The sequence below is a fragment of the Micromonospora sp. NPDC049051 genome (assembly GCF_043197575.1).
Classification (GTDB): domain Bacteria; phylum Actinomycetota; class Actinomycetes; order Mycobacteriales; family Micromonosporaceae; genus Micromonospora.
Genome location: NZ_JBICTL010000002.1, coordinates 237,219 through 252,661, shown reverse-complemented (window position 1 = coordinate 252,661; position 15,443 = coordinate 237,219). Strand labels below are relative to the sequence as shown.

18 protein-coding genes are annotated in these 15,443 nt (G+C 73.5%); 10 read left to right on the top strand and 8 right to left on the bottom strand.

What is annotated here, in order from left to right:
• Positions 1–169: 169 nt before the first annotated feature.
• Positions 170–799 carry a tRNA (guanosine(46)-N7)-methyltransferase TrmB gene (trmB, locus tag ACGFIR_RS08495; RefSeq protein ID WP_393144698.1) on the bottom strand — a complete coding sequence of 210 codons (630 nt, stop codon included), beginning with the start codon at positions 797–799 and terminating at the stop codon, positions 170–172.
• A gap of 217 nt (positions 800–1,016) precedes the next feature.
• Between trmB and ACGFIR_RS08490 the strand changes: the two genes are divergently transcribed.
• The 4 genes from ACGFIR_RS08490 to ACGFIR_RS08475 all read left to right on the top strand — a co-directional run bounded on the left by ACGFIR_RS08490 (position 1,017) and on the right by ACGFIR_RS08475 (position 3,398).
• Entirely contained in the window at positions 1,017–1,622 is a 606-nt protein-coding gene (locus ACGFIR_RS08490) for a hypothetical protein (protein WP_393006016.1), read from the top strand.
• An 8-nt stretch (positions 1,623–1,630) separates the two neighbouring features.
• Positions 1,631–2,299 carry a class F sortase gene (locus ACGFIR_RS08485; RefSeq protein ID WP_393143942.1) on the top strand — a complete coding sequence of 223 codons (669 nt, stop codon included), beginning with the start codon at positions 1,631–1,633 and terminating at the stop codon, positions 2,297–2,299.
• Between the two features lie 138 nt (positions 2,300–2,437).
• Positions 2,438–3,226: a Scr1 family TA system antitoxin-like transcriptional regulator gene (locus ACGFIR_RS08480; RefSeq protein WP_393143940.1), complete on the top strand. Its 789-nt coding sequence runs from the start codon at positions 2,438–2,440 to the stop codon at positions 3,224–3,226.
• Positions 3,198–3,398 (top strand): DUF397 domain-containing protein, encoded by a 201-nt coding sequence (locus ACGFIR_RS08475; RefSeq protein ID WP_393143938.1) that lies wholly within the window; start codon positions 3,198–3,200, stop codon positions 3,396–3,398. Before ACGFIR_RS08480 ends, ACGFIR_RS08475 begins: the two co-directional genes overlap by 29 nt.
• A gap of 89 nt (positions 3,399–3,487) precedes the next feature.
• On the opposite strand, the gene ACGFIR_RS08470 is transcribed toward ACGFIR_RS08475, so the two are convergent.
• The 3 genes from ACGFIR_RS08470 to ACGFIR_RS08460 are packed head-to-tail and all read right to left on the bottom strand — an operon-like array spanning position 3,488 to position 5,587.
• Positions 3,488–3,802 carry an antibiotic biosynthesis monooxygenase family protein gene (locus tag ACGFIR_RS08470; protein WP_393143936.1) on the bottom strand — a complete coding sequence of 105 codons (315 nt, stop codon included), beginning with the start codon at positions 3,800–3,802 and terminating at the stop codon, positions 3,488–3,490.
• A gap of 29 nt (positions 3,803–3,831) precedes the next feature.
• Entirely contained in the window at positions 3,832–4,629 is a 798-nt protein-coding gene (locus ACGFIR_RS08465; protein WP_393143934.1) for an exodeoxyribonuclease III, read from the bottom strand.
• 37 nt (positions 4,630–4,666) lie between these two features.
• Complete coding sequence (locus ACGFIR_RS08460) at positions 4,667–5,587, bottom strand: proteasome assembly chaperone family protein (RefSeq protein ID WP_393006008.1); 921 nt, start codon at positions 5,585–5,587, stop codon at positions 4,667–4,669.
• 373 nt (positions 5,588–5,960) lie between these two features.
• Between ACGFIR_RS08460 and ACGFIR_RS08455 the strand changes: the two genes are divergently transcribed.
• Both ACGFIR_RS08455 and ACGFIR_RS08450 read left to right on the top strand, forming a co-directional pair.
• Positions 5,961–6,104 (top strand): hypothetical protein, encoded by a 144-nt coding sequence (locus ACGFIR_RS08455; protein ID WP_393006006.1) that lies wholly within the window; start codon positions 5,961–5,963, stop codon positions 6,102–6,104.
• A gap of 39 nt (positions 6,105–6,143) precedes the next feature.
• Positions 6,144–6,902, top strand: a complete 759-nt coding sequence (locus ACGFIR_RS08450; RefSeq protein ID WP_393006004.1) for an EcsC family protein — start codon at positions 6,144–6,146, stop codon at positions 6,900–6,902.
• A 63-nt stretch (positions 6,903–6,965) separates the two neighbouring features.
• Here ACGFIR_RS08450 and ACGFIR_RS08445 read toward each other — a convergent pair whose 3' ends face one another.
• Positions 6,966–7,817 (bottom strand): GDSL-type esterase/lipase family protein, encoded by an 852-nt coding sequence (locus ACGFIR_RS08445; RefSeq protein WP_393006002.1) that lies wholly within the window; start codon positions 7,815–7,817, stop codon positions 6,966–6,968.
• 190 nt (positions 7,818–8,007) lie between these two features.
• Between ACGFIR_RS08445 and ACGFIR_RS08440 the strand changes: the two genes are divergently transcribed.
• Genes ACGFIR_RS08440 through ACGFIR_RS08430 form a run of 3 tightly spaced genes read left to right on the top strand, consistent with a single transcriptional unit; the run spans position 8,008 to position 10,718 of the window.
• Positions 8,008–8,271 (top strand): DUF6343 family protein, encoded by a 264-nt coding sequence (locus ACGFIR_RS08440; RefSeq protein ID WP_393006000.1) that lies wholly within the window; start codon positions 8,008–8,010, stop codon positions 8,269–8,271.
• A gap of 12 nt (positions 8,272–8,283) precedes the next feature.
• Entirely contained in the window at positions 8,284–9,696 is a 1,413-nt protein-coding gene (locus ACGFIR_RS08435) for an NADP-dependent succinic semialdehyde dehydrogenase (protein ID WP_393143932.1), read from the top strand.
• A 56-nt stretch (positions 9,697–9,752) separates the two neighbouring features.
• Entirely contained in the window at positions 9,753–10,718 is a 966-nt protein-coding gene (locus ACGFIR_RS08430) for a TIGR03885 family FMN-dependent LLM class oxidoreductase (RefSeq protein ID WP_393005996.1), read from the top strand.
• 31 nt (positions 10,719–10,749) lie between these two features.
• Here ACGFIR_RS08430 and ACGFIR_RS08425 read toward each other — a convergent pair whose 3' ends face one another.
• From ACGFIR_RS08425 to ACGFIR_RS08415, 3 genes are all read right to left on the bottom strand, one after another.
• Positions 10,750–11,283, bottom strand: a complete 534-nt coding sequence (locus ACGFIR_RS08425) for a GNAT family N-acetyltransferase (protein ID WP_393143930.1) — start codon at positions 11,281–11,283, stop codon at positions 10,750–10,752.
• Between the two features lie 159 nt (positions 11,284–11,442).
• Positions 11,443–11,703 (bottom strand): hypothetical protein, encoded by a 261-nt coding sequence (locus ACGFIR_RS08420; protein WP_393143928.1) that lies wholly within the window; start codon positions 11,701–11,703, stop codon positions 11,443–11,445.
• A gap of 172 nt (positions 11,704–11,875) precedes the next feature.
• Positions 11,876–14,488, bottom strand: a complete 2,613-nt coding sequence (locus tag ACGFIR_RS08415; protein WP_393143927.1) for a glycoside hydrolase family 9 protein — start codon at positions 14,486–14,488, stop codon at positions 11,876–11,878.
• Between the two features lie 227 nt (positions 14,489–14,715).
• Here ACGFIR_RS08415 and ACGFIR_RS08410 point away from each other — a divergent pair, with 227 nt between their 5' ends.
• Entirely contained in the window at positions 14,716–15,441 is a 726-nt protein-coding gene (locus tag ACGFIR_RS08410) for a PP2C family protein-serine/threonine phosphatase (protein WP_393005986.1), read from the top strand.
• The last annotated feature ends 2 nt before the right edge of the window (positions 15,442–15,443 follow it).

The following is a 15,443-nucleotide window of genomic DNA, read 5'->3' as shown; positions in this document are numbered from 1 at the left end:
ATGGTGCCTGGATCATGCCCTCCAGCGCCAACCGGCCCGGCGGGCGAGGGCCGCTCCGGCGGCGGAACCCGTCGCCGGAGGATCCCGACCCTCACGACCGCCGGTGCGGTGGGGCCCTCATTCCCGGCGGGGGATCAGCGCCCGCACGGCCGCCCGTGGAGCAGCACCTTCACGACCGGCGGTGGATCAGGTCGAAGATCGGGCGACCCGCCCGCAGGGCCCGGCGTTCGAACTTGGTGACCGGGCGGTGGGCCGGGCGGGGAGCGAAGCCGTCGAAAACGTCGGCCAGCCCCGGGTCGGCGTCCAGCGTCTGGCGCATCGCCTCGGCGTACTCGGCCCAGTCGGTGGCGCAGTGCAGGGTTCCGCCCGGCGCCAGCCGGGAGCGCAGCAGCGCGACGTGGGCCGGCTGGATGATCCGCCGCTTGTGGTGCCGGGACTTGGGCCAGGGATCGGGGAAGAAGACGTGCACGGCGTCCAGCGAGGCCTCCGGCAGGCCCGCGACCAGGTCCAGGGCGTCGCCCTGCGCCACCCGTACGTTGCGCAGGCCGTGCCGGTCCACCAGGTCCAGCAGGTTGGCGATGCCGGGCGTGTGCACCTCGACCGCCAGGTAGTCCCGGTCGGGGTCGGCGGCGGCCATCGCGGCCGTGGTGTCGCCCATCCCGGAACCGATCTCCAGCACCAGCGGGGCCCGGCGGCCGAACAGGGCGGCCAGGTCCACCGGCGTGCCGGGCCGCTGCGGCACGTCCAGGCCGAGGACCGGCCAGAGCCGCTCCAGGGCCTCCGTCTGGCGGCTGCTCATCCGGCCTCGGCGCGGATGGAAGGTCCGGATCGGTCGGGCGGCGGGCGGCGCGACGGCGGCGGGGGAGTCGATGTGGGTCACAGCGACCCGAGCGTACGCGACGACCGCGCCGAATCGGATGTGATGTTCGCCCGGGGATGAGAGGATCCATCCCGTACGGCAAACCGGGCGTCTGGTGGTGCCCGGCACTACCCCGAACAGGCCGGGAGGGGGCGTCATGTCGGTGCACCGCGGCGGTGTGGCGCTGGCGGTCGCGACCGTGCTGGTCGGCCCTCTGCTCGCGGCCACGCCGGCTTTGGCCGCCCCGCGAGCCGCCGCCGCTGTGCCGCCCAGCGTGGCCCTGCCGCCCGGCGTCGCCCCGCTGGCCCTGGCCGGGGCGCCCCAGCCGGGGCCGCCGGGGCCGAACGTCTTCGTCGAGGTCAGCCCGAGCACGGTCGAGCCGGGGTTCCTGGTGGGGATCCGGGCCAGCTGCCGGGACAACTTCGTCCCCGCCACCGTGGTCTCGGACGCCTTCGGCCGGGTGCAGGTGCAGCCACAGGGCGGCACGTTGACGGCCGCCCCGATGGTGCGCGAGCGCACCCGCCCCGGCAACTACCGGATCAAGCTGGAGTGCCGCGACGGCGAGACCGCCTCGACCATGCTCCAGGTCGTCAAGACCGTGAAGCCCAGCCGTGGCCCGGCGACGGGGTTCGGTGGCGGTGGCGGTGGCTTCACCGGCGGCCTGCTGCTTCCGGGCGGCCTCGCCCTGACCGTGACCGGCATCGTGCTCGCGGTGCGGGCGGCCCGCCGCCCGCGTACCGCCCGTGGCGTCGCCCGACGCTGAGCCCGGTCATGGCCCCCACGCCCGCCCCGAAGCCGGCCGCCGCAGCGGCCCGGGATCCCGGCCGCCGTCCCTGGTCGATCCCGCTGGCCGTGGTGCTGGTGCTGGCCGGGGTCTTCGCCACCGGCGCGGGGCTGGGGCGTACGGCCGGGCCGTTCGACTGGGCCGCCGGCGGCGGGCAGGACCGACCGGCACGCAGCGAGAGCGGGGCACTGTCGGCCAGCCGGCCGGTGCGCCTGTCGGTCCCCGCCATCGAGGTGTCCGCCCCGGTCGCTCCCGTGGGCCAGGCCCGGGACGGGTCGATCGCGGTCCCGCCGCTGGAGCGCGCGGACGAGACCGGCTGGTACGACCGCGGCCCCACCCCGGGCGAGCCCGGCCCGTCGGTCATCGTCGGGCACGTGGACACCAAGCGGGGCCCGGCGGTCTTCTACGACCTGCACAAACTGCGCCCGGGCGACACCGTCGACGTCACCCGGGCCGACGGCTCGGTCGTGGTGTTCCGGGTCGACTCCGTGGAGCACTTCCCCAAGGAGCGGTTGCCGGCGGAGCGCGTCTACGGCGACGAGGGGCCGCCGGGCCTGCGCCTGATCACCTGCGGCGGCGACTGGCTGGGCGGCCGGACGGGCTACGCCGACAACATCATCGCCTTCGCCACCCTGCTCTCCTCCCGCAACCCCTGAGCGCAGGCTCCCACTCGCGCTCGCTGCCGGACCGGGTGCCCATTCGGCCCGGACACACCCGTCAGGCAGTTGTCGGCTCATCACGGTGTGTAGCAGGATGAAGCGAGGGTGCAGCGGAATGTCCGGAGAGGGCGCTGGATGAACTATGCGGTGATCGAGGCGATGACTGCGGCGGGCCTCACAGCCGACAACCTCGCAGCCGAGATAGGCGTTGATCCGAAGACGGCGGCCCGGTGGGCAAACCCGGGACATATTCCGCAGTCTCGTCACCGGGCGAAGGTCGCTAATCTTCTCGGCCGCGAAGTGCTGGATCTCTGGCCAGGCGTCTTGAAGCGGCGGGAACCGGTGTGGCTCCGGCAGTGGGTGGACTGGGAACGCGCAGCGGTCGCGCTGAAGTGGTTCGAGCTGGCCTGGGTGCCGGGTCTGTTCCAGACCAAGGCGTACGCGCAAGCGACGTTGGCCGGTGAGCCCTTGTCCACCGGCGAACTGGATGAGCTGGTCGAGGCGCGTCTGAGTCGGCAAGCCGTGCTGCACCGCGAGCGGCCACCGCTGCTGATCGCAGTCATGGACGAAGCGATTCTCTGGCGACCCGTCGACGGCGATCGGGAACTGATGCGCGAACAGTGCGAACACCTCGCAGCGTGCGCACGGCTGCCTTCCGTGCAGGTATTTGTGGTTCCTTCGTCCGTGGGGATGTATCCGGGTCTCGGTGGGCCGCTGATTCTCGCCGAGCTGCCCGAGGGCGAACAGGTCGCCCATGTCGACAGCCAGGCGCGAGCAGAGGTCATTTCCGAGAGCGTGGACGTTGCTAAGCTCGTTGTCCGGTGGGAACGAATTCGGGGCGAAGCCCTCTCGCGGGCGCAGTCACTAGACCTCATCACGAAAGCAGCAGAGCATCATGGATCTGGCCGGCGCGCAGTGGCGTAAGAGCACGAAGAGCGGAAACAACGGCGGATCGTGCGTCGAGGTCGCGGACAACCTTTGCGATCACGTGCTGGTTCGCGACACGAAGGATCGCGATGGCGCAACCCTCATTTTCGGCCGAGACGCGTGGCGCGGTTTCGTGACATTGGCGAAGGAGATCGGCCCGGTCGGCTGACTGTGGGGGCACGAACATGCCCCCGGCGAATGCCGGGGGCATGTTCTGGTTTGTGGGCCGCCTGCAACCGGGCCGCCTGCCGCGACCGGTCAGGGGCGGGGTGGGACCTGCTGGACGACCTCGAACTCCAGGAGGGTGGCGCCGGAGGCGACCGGGGGACGCTTCTCGCCCGTCCCGGCGTGGGCGGCGCGGGAAGGGCCGGCGGCCCATGCCTGATAGGCCTCCTCGGTCTCCCAGCGGGTGTAGACGAAGTAACGGCTCTCCCCGGCGACCGGGCGCAGCAGCTCGAAGCCGAGGAAGCCGGGGGAGTTCTCCACCGCCCCGGCCCGGGCGGCGAACCGCTTCTCCAACTCCTCGCCGGCGCCGGGCGGGACGTCGATCGCGTTGATCTTCACGACTGCCATGGCTCCAGCCTAGCCACGACGCCGGGGTCTCAGAAGGACTCGACCGCCGGAACCAGGTCGACGTCGACCACGATCGGCGCGTGGTCGGAGGGGCCCTTGCCCTTGCGCGCCTCCCGGTCCACGTACGCGGAGCGCACCGCCCGGACGAACGGCGCCGAGGCGTACACGAGGTCGATCCGCATGCCCTTGTTCTGGTGGAACATGCCCGCCCGGTAGTCCCAGTACGTGAACGGGTGCGGGCCCTTCATGGGCGTGGGCACCACGTCGGAGAGCCCGAGGTCGCGCAGCGCCGCGAGGGCCGCCCGCTCCGCCGGGGTGACGTGCGTGGAGTAGGCGAACACCGCCGGGTCCCAGACGTCGGCGTCGGTGGGCGCCACGTTGAAGTCGCCGCAGACCGCCAGCGGCAGGCCGCCGGTCAGCTCCGTCTCCAGTGCGTCGCGCAGCGCCGCGAACCAGTCCAGCTTGTACGTGTAGTGCGGATCGTCGGGGGCCCGGCCGTTCGGCACGTACACCGACCAGACCCGGACCCCGTCGCAGGTCGCCGAGATGGCGCGGGCCTCGGGCTCGGGGAAGCCCGGCTCGCCGGTGAACCCGACCGTCACGTCGGCCAGGCCGACCCGCGACAGGATGGCCACCCCGTTCCACCGGCCGTCGCTGTGGCTGGCGACCGTGTAGCCCAGCTCGCCCACCTCGGCCACGGGAAAGGCGCCGTCGGGGCACTTCGTCTCCTGGAGGCAGACGACGTCCGGCCCGGTGCCGGCCAACCAGTCCAGCAGCCGGGGCAGGCGGGCCTTCACCGAGTTCACGTTCCAGGTCGCCAGACGCATGTGACCAGCCTGCCCCATCCCCCCACGCGTCGCCGGGTCAGCTGCCCGGGGTGTCGCCCGGGCGGGTCTGCTCGGCCAGGAACCGCTCCAGCTCGGCGCCCAGTTCGTCGGCGGTGGGCAGCGGCCCGGCCTCGGCGGCGAGCAGGTTCTTCTCGCCCCGGCCGCGCGCGAACGCGTCGTACTGCTCCTCCAGGGCCTGCACCAGCTGGGCCGCGTCGTCGGTCTGGGCGACCTGCCGGTCGATCTCCACCCGGACCACCTCGGCCGCCGAGCGCAGGCCGTCGCGGGGCAGCAGCAGCCCGGTGCTGCGCGACACGGAGGCGAGCAGCACCTCGGCGGCGGCCGGATACTCCGTCTGCGCCACGTAGTGCGGCACGTGGGCGGCGAAGCCGAGGGCGTCGCGGCCCAGCTCGCCGAGGCGGTACTCCAGCAGGTGCCCGACGCTGCCCGGCACCTGCACCCGCTGCAACCACGGCTCGTAGCCGGCGATCAGGTCGCGGCGGGTGGCGTGCGCGGTCACCCCGGCGGGCCGGGTGTGCGGCACGGCCATCGGGATCGAGTTGAGCCCGACGGTGAGCCGGACGTCCAGCCGCGTCGAGATCCCGGCGACCGCGGCCACGAAGCGCTCCCACTGCAGGTCCGGCTCCGGGCCGGTGAGCAGCAGGAAGGGCGTCTCGTCGTCGTCGCGGAGCAGGTGCAGCTCCAGCGCCGGGGCGTCGTACGACTCCCAGTGGTCCTCGACGAAGGTCATCACCGGGCGGCGGGAGCGGTAGTCGAACAGCTGGTCGACGTCGAACCGGGCGATCGGGCGGGCGTCGAGGGAGGTGAGCAGCTGCTCCCTGGCCAGACGGGTGGCGCTTCCGGCGTCGACGAAGCCGGTGAGGGTCTGGATCAGGACCGGCTGACCGAGGTCGGGCAGATCGTCGGTGAGCTCGTAGAGCTCGTGTGGGTCGAGCACCGGTGCGGACCTCCCTGGTCGTGCGTACGGGTCGCCGCGCGGAAGCGGCACCCGGTTCGAGGAACGTACCCGCCATCCTCGTGCATTCCTCGCCGCACCCCGCCGCGGGTCGGCACATGACCGGTAATCGGGCGTATGCCCGCAAGCCCACCGTCGGACCACGGAAGATGGCAATCAGCGAGGGGCCCTCGGCCTCCCGAGGCAGCGAGCACGCCTGCGCGGGTGGGACCACGACTCGGGTCGTCGTGGGGTCCCGGAGGCCGGGCAGTAGGCTGCCTCCGGCCACAATGGACGGTTGCGGTCCGGGCAACAGGGGTACAGGTGTTGTCACTTCCAGGTACACATGGAACAGGCACACCGACTGGAGGACGACATGTCTCTGATGCAGCGGATCAGCACCTTCCTGCGTTCGCCCAAGGGTCAGCAGCTGATCGACCGCGGCCGGCGCGAGCTGGCCAAGCCCGGCACCCAGCAGAAGCTGCGCGGCCTCGCCGCCAAGCTCCAGAACCGCCGCTGACCCGTCACCGACGATCCTCTCCGACCCCCAGGAGACCCAGTGACCGACCCCGCGCCCGCCGACGACCAGTCCGTCGCCGGAGGACCGCAGCCGCCGGCCGTGGTTCCGGCACCCACGCAGGACGCCCCCGAGGCGCCGCCGCTGAAGCTCTGGGACCGGATGCGGGAGGACCCGCAGTACGCCCCGGAGCACCTCGCCCTGGAGGCCGTACGCCGGCTGGGGCCGGAGGCGGCGCAGTGGGCGGCGCGGGTCCGGGCCGAGCAGCCCGGGGCCTCCGCCGACGCACTGGCGGAGCAGGCCGTACGCAAGTTCGTCAACCACGCCCGGCTCTCCGGGGCGGTCTCGGGCGCCGCCGGGCTGCCCGGAGCCGTGATCGACGTCGGCGTGCTGGCCTGGACCCAGGCCCGGATGGTGCTGCACATCGCCGCCGCGTACGGCGTCGACCCGCTGCACGGCGACCGGGCCACCGACCTGCTGGTGTTGCAGAAGGTGCACAAGGTCGCCGAGAGCGCGCGGCTCGCGCTCGGGGTGGCCGCCGGCCGGGAGCGCGCCGGGGCCCTCTTCGGCAGCGGCGGGCAGAACCCGCTGGGCAGGGTGATGCTGCGCCTCGGCGTACGACTGGCCCAGATGGCCGGGGTGCGCGCGGCCAAGCGGATCTTCGCCAAGGTGGTGCCCGGCGCGGCGATCGTCCTCGGCACCTGGGCCAACTCGTCGGCCACCAAGGACCTCGCCGTGCGTTCCCGCGCCCTCTACCGCCAGCAGGCCGGGCCCGCCCTCCCCGCACCCCGCCGGCCCTGACCCGCGCCACCGGACGCCGACCCCGCCGCCCGGTCCGTCAAGGGCCGGTGCGGCCGGCCGCGGTCAGGAACCGAGGCCCGAGGCGCGCCACGCCACCTCGGCCAGGCGGTCCTGCCCCGCGGCGTTGGGATGGAACCAGTCCAGCGGGTTGACCAGCTCCAGGTCGAACCGCACCCGGTGCACCGCCCCGCCGTCGTACCGGCAGCGTGAGCCGTACGCCCTGCACGCGGCGGCGAGTTGGGCGTTGTAGTCGGCGATCCGCTCCCGTACGGCCGCCCGGCGGGCCCGGTCCAGCGGATCCGTCGAGGTGGGGTTGGCCAGCAGCGCCGGGCAGACACCGCGCCGCCAGGCCCGTACGGCCCGCGCGTCGGTGTGCCCGACCTCCCAGAGCCGGTGCAGGTTCGGCACGCTCACCACCAGCACCCGGGCCTTCGGCCGGCCCTGCCGCAGCACCCGCAGTCCGCGGTCCACCTCGGCGCGGAACTGCTTGACCGGGGTCATCGCCTCGATGCCGCCCCGGCACACGTCGTTGGCGCCGATCAGCACGGTGACGTGGTCGACGCGGTCGCGTACCGCCCGCTGGGCCTGCCCCTCCAGCGCCGCCGCGCGGGCCCCGGGGCTGGCGTGGTTGTACGCCCGGCCCCGGATCGCCGGCTTCCGATCCAGCAGCCGCCGGTAGAAGCTGTCGACGCGCAGCCCGTCGCCGGTGGACCACGAGTTGCGCTCGCACGAGACGAGCGCCAGGCAGGAGCCGAAGCCGGTGCTGATCGAGTCGCCGAGAGCCGCGATGCCGCCGGGCGCGCCGGGCGACGGCGTCTCCCGGGGCGGGCGGGAACCGGTCTCCCCGCTGCCCTCGCAGGCGAGTGCGACCAGCGCCAGCAGGCAGGCGGCCACGGTGACCCAGCGTCGAGGCATATCATCCCCAGTCCCGCAGCGGAGAGCGACAGCGCGGTAACTCTAGGCGCGGTCGCGGCTGGGCTGCGCGCCGCTGTCGGCAATGCGGCAGAGCGCTTCTGCGACGCGAGTCGGCGTGCTAGCGGGCCAGCGGCCCGCGCGCCCCGGACCGGGGCGGGTTAAGCGGGACGATCGGGGGTAGGTCGGTGCAATGACGAGATCGCAGCCCCGGCGTGCCCGTGGCACGGTCGGCCACGCGTACAGCGCGCTCAACCTGCGGCTCCTGCTCGCCGGGTTCGGCCTGGTGACCATGACCGTCTTCGCCGTGCTGGCGTTCAACGCCGACCTGGTGTGGCTGGGTGTCCTCTGCGTGGTCTTCGCGGTGATCGCCGTGGTCGACCTGATCATCATCCAGCGCCGCCGCGCCGCCCGCCGCCGGGAGGAGCCGGGAGCCCGCCACTCACTCTTCGAGTGACAGGAGTACGAGATGCCCATCGCGACCACCAATCCCGCCACGGGACAGACGCTCAAGACCTACGATCCGATGTCGCCGGAGCAGATCGACGCCGCGATCGAGCGGGCCGACCTGGCGTACCGCCAGCTGCGCGGCACCACCGTCGAGCAGCGCGGACGCTGGCTGAACGCGGTGGCGGACCTGCTGGAGGCCGAGCGCGACGACACCGCCCGGCTGATGACCACCGAGATGGGCAAGACGTACGCCTCGGCCAGAGCGGAGGTCACCAAGTGCGCCGCCGCCTGCCGCTTCTACGCGGCGAAGGCGGCCGACTTCCTCGCCGACGAGCCCGCCGACGCGCAGGCGGTCAACGCCACCCGGGCCTTCATCCGCTACCAGCCGATCGGGCCCGTGCTCGCCGTGATGCCGTGGAACTTCCCCCTGTGGCAGGTGCTGCGCTTCGCCGCGCCGGCCCTGATGGCCGGCAACACCGGACTGCTCAAGCACGCCTCCAACGTGCCGCAGACCGCGCTGCTGCTGGAGGACCTGTTCCGGCGCGCCGGTTTCCCGGAGGGGGCGTTCACCACCCTGCTCGTCGGCTCCGCCGAGGTCGACCGGGTGCTCAGCGACCCCCGGGTACGCGCGGCGACGCTGACCGGCAGCGAGCGCGCCGGCCGCTCGATCGCCCAGATCGCCGGCCGGGAGCTGAAGAAGACCGTGCTGGAACTCGGCGGCAGCGACCCGTTCGTGGTGATGCCGTCGGCGGACCTGGACCGGGCCGCCGAGGTCGCCACCACGGCCCGCTGCCAGAACAACGGCCAGTCCTGCATCGCCGCCAAGCGGTTCATCGTGCACGCCGACGCCTTCGACGCCTTCGCCGAGAAGTTCGCCGCGCGGATGTCGGCCCTGCGGGTCGGCGACCCGATGGACCCCGACACCGACGTCGGCCCGCTGGCCAGCGAGGGCGGGCGCGACGAGATCCACGCCCAGGTACGCGATGCCGTCGACCGGGGCGCCACCGTGCTCTGCGGCGGCGAGTCGCCCGGTGGCCCCGGCTGGTTCTACCCACCGACCGTGGTGACCGATCTGAGGCCGGAGATGCGGATGTGGTCCGAGGAGGTCTTCGGGCCCGTCGCGGGCCTCTACCGGGTGTCGTCGTACGAGGAGGCGATCGAGGTGGCCAACGGCACCTCCTTCGGCCTGGGCTCCAACGCCTGGACCCGTGACCCCCAGGAGCAGGAGCGCTTCGCCACCGACCTGGACGCCGGGAACGTCTTCGTCAACGGGATGACCACGTCGTACCCCGAACTGCCCTTCGGCGGGGTGAAGAACTCCGGCTACGGCCGCGAACTGTCCGCGCTCGGCATGCGGGAGTTCTGCAACACCAAGACCGTCTGGGTGGGCGACGGGGCCGCGTCGGCCGGGGCCGGGGCGCACGCCGAGTAGCCCCGCGTCCGGGCCGTCGGCGTAGCCGGAGCCCGCGCTGGGTACGGAGTGACGCCATGACGGTGTTCGGCTTCCACGCGTCCCACGAGCAGATCCATCCCCGCGCCCTGCTGGAGGCGGTGATCCACGCCGAGCGGGCCGGCTTCGACGCCGCCATGTCCTCGGACCACTTCGCGCCCTGGAGCGAGCGGCAGGGCCAGTCCGGTTTCGCCTGGTCCTGGCTGGGGGCCGCGCTCCAGGCGACCAACCTGCCGTTCGGGGTGGTCAACGCCCCCGGGCAGCGCTACCACCCGGCGATCATCGCCCAGGCGATCGGCACCCTGGGGGCGATGTACCCCGGCCGGTTCTGGGCCGCGCTGGGCACCGGCGAGGCGAGCAACGAGCACATCACCGGCGACGCCTGGCCGCGCAAGGACGTCCGCGCCGCCCGGCTGCGCGAGTGCGTGGACGTCATCCGCGCGCTGCTGGCCGGCGAGGAGGTCAGCCACGACGGCCTGGTGCGGGTGGACCGGGCGAAGCTGTGGACCCGGCCGGAGCAGCCGCCGGCGCTGATCGGGGCGGCGGTCAGCGTGGCGACCGCCCGCTGGTGCGCCGAGTGGGCGGACGGCCTGATCACCGTGAACGCCCCGACCGCGCACCTGCGGCAGATGATCGACGCGTACCGGGACGCCGGCGGGCGCGGGCCGCTGCACCTCCAGGTGCACGTGAGCTGGGCGCCGGAGCAGGCCGAGGCCGAGCGGCTCGCGTACGAACAGTGGCGCAGCAACGTCTTCGCCCCGCCGGTCTGCTGGGACCTGGAGACCCCGGAGCACTTCGACGTCGTCTCGCAGGACGTGCCGATGGAGAAGGTCCACGAGGTCGTCAACGTCTCCGCCGATCTCGGCCGGCACGTCGGCTGGCTGGAGGAGTACCTGGAGCTGGGCTTCGACCAGATCGCCCTGCACCACGTCGGGCAGGAGCAGCGGGACTTCATCGACACGTTCGGCGCCGAGGTGCTGCCGAAGCTGCGCAGCGCCGGCTGAGCGGTCCCGGCCTGGATCGGAGCGACCCGGCTCAGGGCAGGCGGCGCACGAGCACCTGCCCGGGCCACGGGTCGCGCCCCGGGCGTTCGACCGTGAACGGGTCGGTGGCCGTGAAGCCCTGCCGCTCGTACCACCGGACCAGCGCGCCGTCGCCGCCCGCGTAGCAGTCCACCCGCAGCAGACCGAGCCCGCGCTCCCGGGCCAGCTCCGCCGCGTGTGCCAGCAGCCGGCCACCGATGCCCGCGCCGGCGTGCGCCCGGTCGGTGACCAGCAGGTTCACGTACAGCTCGGGTTCGGTGGCGGGCGGCACGTACTCGGTGGCCGCCCCCACCACCAGCGCGCCGACGGGACGCTCGGCGAGCGTCGCCAACCACAGCCCGCCGCCGGTCGCCCAGGCCTCCGCCTGCGCGATCCGTCGCGGGTCGGTCGAGGCCGGTCCGGTGCCCCACTGGCCGGTGCGCCCCCGCGCCACCAGCCAGGCGGTGGCGTCGTCGAGCAGCCGCAGCACGGCGGGCGCGTCGGTGGGGTCCCCGGGACGCAGACCCGGGCTTCGCTGGTCGGTCATGACGGACATGCTGCTACAGCGACGCACGCCTGCGCGAGCAGGCCGGACCGGACGTCGGCCCCTCGACGCCGCCCAGCCAGAGGGCGCTCCTCCGTGCTCGTGCTGTCGAGCTGATGTCGTGGACGACTCACCGCTCCGGGCGCCAGCCGCGCCAGGACGTCACGGCCCCCCGCCCGAGTCGCCGGAGCTCGCGGTGCCCATCGTGCTGGCATCCCCGCCGTACCCCTCGCCGCGGATGCTGCCCCGCCCACGGCGCCGGCCGTCCCGGCGGGACTCCCGGATGGCCTTGCGCGCCGCCCTCAACGCCGCGTCCCGCCCGTCGGGCGGCGACGTCCGCCGCCTCCGCAGCGGCAGCACGACCAGGGTGACGGCGACGGCCGCCACCACGATCCCGACCGGGATCCACCCCGTCGCATCCATGGTGGTGATGGTAGGCGGGCTCCGCCAGGCAGCCAGCCGGTCCAGGCGTGCTCAGGCCAGCGCCCGGCTCCCGGCGAGCGCGATGCGATCAGCAGCGCGCGCCCCGCCGTCCGGCGTGGTGGCCTCCCTGGTGCGGAGGCCACCACGTCCCGGCGTATCGCGGCTGTCGCGGTCAGGAGAGCGTGCAGGCCGCGCCGTTGACGGTGATCAGACCGGGTGCCGGGTTGGCGCCGCCACCGGTCAGCGCGTTGAGGCCGAACGTGACCGTGCCGCCGGGGGCGATCCGGGCGTTGTACGACTCGTTCTTCGCGGTGACCGTGGCCCCCGCCTGGGTCACCTTGGCCAGCCACGCCTCGCGTACCTTCTGGTCACCGGTGAAGGCGAAGCGGGCCGTCCAGCCGTCGACGGCGCTGGCGCCGGTGTTGCGGATGGTCACCTGGGCGGTGAACCCGGCGCCGCCCTGCCAGGCGCCGTAGTTGGTGTACGTGGCCGCGCAGGTCGGCGCCGGTACGGCCGCCGAGTCACCCTGGTCGGCCAGGAACGAGGCGAGCCAGGCCAGCGCCGAGTTCCAGTTGATGGCCACCTCGTTGGTCGCGTACGAGTTGATGTCGTCGACGTAGCAGAACATCGGCTTGCAGCCGGCGAGCAGCTTGGCGGCGAACGGGTCCTGGAGGGCGGCGTTCGGGCCGCCGGCCAGCGAGCCGGCGGGCGGCTTCGGCAGGTCCGGGTCGAGCTGGTGGCCGAAGATCCGGCTGTGCTGGTTCTCGGCGGCGTGCTCGCCCCACCCGGTCACGTACGAGATGTTCAGCGCGTTGCGCCCGAGGATGTAGTCCATCGCCCGCACCGCGCCGTCGCGGTACTTCGCGTCCCGGGTCAGGTCGAAGGCGGTGGCCAGTACGACCGCGTTGTTGATGATGTTGCTGTTGCCGCCCCAGAAGTAGCTGTCCGGGTCGCCGGGCATCGGCAGCCCGTACGCCTGCCGGGCCGCCTCGGCGAGGTGGGCGTCGGCGGCGGCGGTGACCGAGGCGCGGACGCGGGCCAGGTCGGCGGCCGGCAGCCCGTTCGGCACGGTGGCCAGGTCGAGCCGGCCCAGGGCGGCGACGCCCTGCCAGCCGAAGCCGCGCGGGTCGAACACGTTGCCGGTGTGGTGCGGCGAGGCGGTCAGGTCCGCCAGGTACGGCTGCTCCCCGGTGCTCAGGTAGAGCTCGGCGGCGGCCCAGTAGAACTCGTCGGTGACGTTCGTGTCGTCGTACGCGCCGCCGCCGGTGCTGTCGGCGGGGCTGGCGTACCGCGTCGGGTTGGCCTTCGCGGCGGCGTAGGCTGTCTTCGCCGCCGTGCCGCAGCGCTTCGCGAAGGCCGCGTCGTAGGGGGCGAACAGCCGCGCGCACTGGGCGGCGACGGCGGCCAGGTTGAGCGTGGCGGCGGTGGACGGCGGGTGCAGCTCGCGCAGCTCGGGGTCGTCGTGCGGGGCGAGCGGCAGCCCGGTCCAGTTCCGGTCGTGGATCTTGTGGTGGGCCATCCCGGCGAGCGGCTTGCCGGCCGGCACCTGCATGCGCAGCAGGAACTCCAGCTCCCAGCGGGCCTCGTCGAGGACGTCCGGCACGCCGTTGCCGCGCTCGGGCACCCGCAGCGTGCTGTCGCCGAGGGCCGCGCCGTGCCCGGCCGTGGCGGCGGTCCTGGTGCGCTCGAAGGTGTTCAGCAGCTGGTAGGTGGCGATGCCGCCGTTGACGACGTACTTGCCGTGGTCGCCGGCGTCGTACCAGCCGCCGCGCACGTCGAGGGAGTAGTCGCAGACCCCCGGCTGGCAGGGCACGGAGGTGTCGCCCTGGTTGGGCGCCACGTCGAGGTGCCCGGCCGGGCGGGCGTACTCCGCGCCGATCAGGTCGCCGTCGATGGCGATGCCGCTGCGCTGGGCGTAGAAGAACTGGAGGGCGTCGGCGCGCAGCCGGTCGTAGAGGGTGCCCGAGATGTCGAACGGGTGGCTGGTCTCCCCGTCGACGGTCAGGGTGAGCCCCGCTCCCGGCGTCCGGTACGTCGAGAAGTCGAGGGTCTGCACGTTCTGCCCGGAGGCGGCGTCGACGCCGCGCGGGGTGGTGGTGCCGCTGGCCAGGACCGCGCCGGCGGCCGACTTGAGCTGCCAGGGCAGGGCCTCGGTCGCCGTCGTCACCACGGTGGCGTTCTTCGGCCCGCCGGGCAGGTAGCCGACCTGGTTGACCCGCACCCGTGGCCCGGTGTCGGGCACGTACGGCTCGGGCGGGTCGCCGCCGCGCAGCGAGACGTCGTCGAGGCAGACGGTCTGCTCGGCCGCGCTGCCGCCCACCTGGAAGATCAGTTGGGCGGCCGGGTTGCCCTCGGCGACCGTGAACGTCTTCTCGAAGCGCTGGGCGGTGCCGCCGGCGCTGGCGTCGACGCTGGCGTACGTGGTGTAGGGGGCGGTGCCGAGTTGCAGGACGGCCTTGACGGCGGTGCCGGGGGTGGCGGAGACGTCGAAGCCGAGGGTGTACTCGGCCCCGGCGACCAGCGGCACGCCGTCCTGGCCGATGCCGGCGTCCCACGGGTTGGCCAGGCCGCCGGGCACGGTGGTGCAGAGCCGGCCGTCGGTGACCCCGAGCGGGCCGGTGCCGTAGGAGAACCAGGGGGACACGCCGGCGCTGAAGTCGCCGTTGTCGATCTGTTCCGGGGCGTCGGGGGGCGGTTCGGCGTGGGCCGCGCCGGCGGCGGTGGCGGTCAGGGCGAGGGTGGTCGCGGTCGCGAGCAGCGCGAGGCGACGGCGGGATGGCGTCACGGGTGTTCCTTCCGGACGACGTGCGGGGGACGGGAAGGTCGACACATCTGGGAGCGCTCCCAGACCGTGTCGATGGTTCCAGTGCCCCCGGCACCGTGTCAATCGATCCGGCTGGATGGTTTCGCGCCGCCGTACGGACCCGGGGGACAGTGAGATTCACCGCGCGACTCGCCGAGGTGTCGATCAACTAGAGACAACCGAGCCCTTCGCCTGGCAGGCTGCCACCCATGACCCTGAAGCTGCGTTCCGTGGGAACGAGCGACCGTGGGCTGATCCGCAGTGGCAACCAGGACGCCGTGCACGCCGGCACCTGGCTCGTCGCCGTCGCCGACGGCATGGGCGGGATGGCGGCCGGCGACCTGGCCAGCGCGATCGCCATCGAGGCGGTCGCTCCGCTGGACGTGGAGACACCGGAGCACGCGCTGGTGGCCGCACTGCAGAGCGGCATCGAGCTGGCCACCGCGCGGATCCGCCAGGCGGTCACCGAGGATCCGGAGCGGCAGGGCATGGGCACCACCCTGACCGCCCTGCTCTTCGCCCGTACGGGCAGCTGCCTGGCCCTCGCCCACGTCGGCGATTCCCGCGCCTACCTGTTCCGCGAAGGCGTGCTCAAGCAGATCACCCGCGACGACACGTTCGTGCAGCTGCTCGTCGACCAGGGGGTGATCACCCCCGACCAGGCCAGCAGCCACCCCCGCCGGGCGGTGGTGACCCAGGCGTTGCAGGGCGAGGAGGTCTCCCCGGCATACGCGACGATGGTGCCGTGGCCCGGCGACCGCTGGCTGCTGTGCAGCGACGGGCTGTCCAACGTGGTCCGCCCGGACACCCTCGCCGAGGTGCTCGCCGAGCACCCCGACCGCGCCGACTGCGCCCGCCGGCTGATCGACCTGGCGCTGCGCGCCGGCGGGCCGGACAACGTCACGGTGGTCGTCGCCGACGTCCTGGAGGAGTGAGC

Coding starts and splice junctions, on each gene's coding strand:
- trmB (WP_393144698.1), bottom strand. CDS start 799: ATGAGCAGCCGCCAGACGGAGGCCCTGGAGCGGCTCTGGCCGGTCCTC.
- ACGFIR_RS08490 (WP_393006016.1), top strand. CDS start 1,017: ATGTCGGTGCACCGCGGCGGTGTGGCGCTGGCGGTCGCGACCGTGCTG.
- ACGFIR_RS08485 (WP_393143942.1), top strand. CDS start 1,631: ATGGCCCCCACGCCCGCCCCGAAGCCGGCCGCCGCAGCGGCCCGGGAT.
- ACGFIR_RS08480 (WP_393143940.1), top strand. CDS start 2,438: ATGAACTATGCGGTGATCGAGGCGATGACTGCGGCGGGCCTCACAGCC.
- ACGFIR_RS08475 (WP_393143938.1), top strand. CDS start 3,198: ATGGATCTGGCCGGCGCGCAGTGGCGTAAGAGCACGAAGAGCGGAAAC.
- ACGFIR_RS08470 (WP_393143936.1), bottom strand. CDS start 3,802: ATGGCAGTCGTGAAGATCAACGCGATCGACGTCCCGCCCGGCGCCGGC.
- ACGFIR_RS08465 (WP_393143934.1), bottom strand. CDS start 4,629: ATGCGTCTGGCGACCTGGAACGTGAACTCGGTGAAGGCCCGCCTGCCC.
- ACGFIR_RS08455 (WP_393006006.1), top strand. CDS start 5,961: ATGTCTCTGATGCAGCGGATCAGCACCTTCCTGCGTTCGCCCAAGGGT.
- ACGFIR_RS08445 (WP_393006002.1), bottom strand. CDS start 7,817: ATGCCTCGACGCTGGGTCACCGTGGCCGCCTGCCTGCTGGCGCTGGTC.
- ACGFIR_RS08440 (WP_393006000.1), top strand. CDS start 8,008: ATGACGAGATCGCAGCCCCGGCGTGCCCGTGGCACGGTCGGCCACGCG.
- ACGFIR_RS08435 (WP_393143932.1), top strand. CDS start 8,284: ATGCCCATCGCGACCACCAATCCCGCCACGGGACAGACGCTCAAGACC.
- ACGFIR_RS08430 (WP_393005996.1), top strand. CDS start 9,753: ATGACGGTGTTCGGCTTCCACGCGTCCCACGAGCAGATCCATCCCCGC.
- ACGFIR_RS08425 (WP_393143930.1), bottom strand. CDS start 11,283: ATGACCGACCAGCGAAGCCCGGGTCTGCGTCCCGGGGACCCCACCGAC.
- ACGFIR_RS08420 (WP_393143928.1), bottom strand. CDS start 11,703: ATGGATGCGACGGGGTGGATCCCGGTCGGGATCGTGGTGGCGGCCGTC.
- ACGFIR_RS08410 (WP_393005986.1), top strand. CDS start 14,716: ATGACCCTGAAGCTGCGTTCCGTGGGAACGAGCGACCGTGGGCTGATC.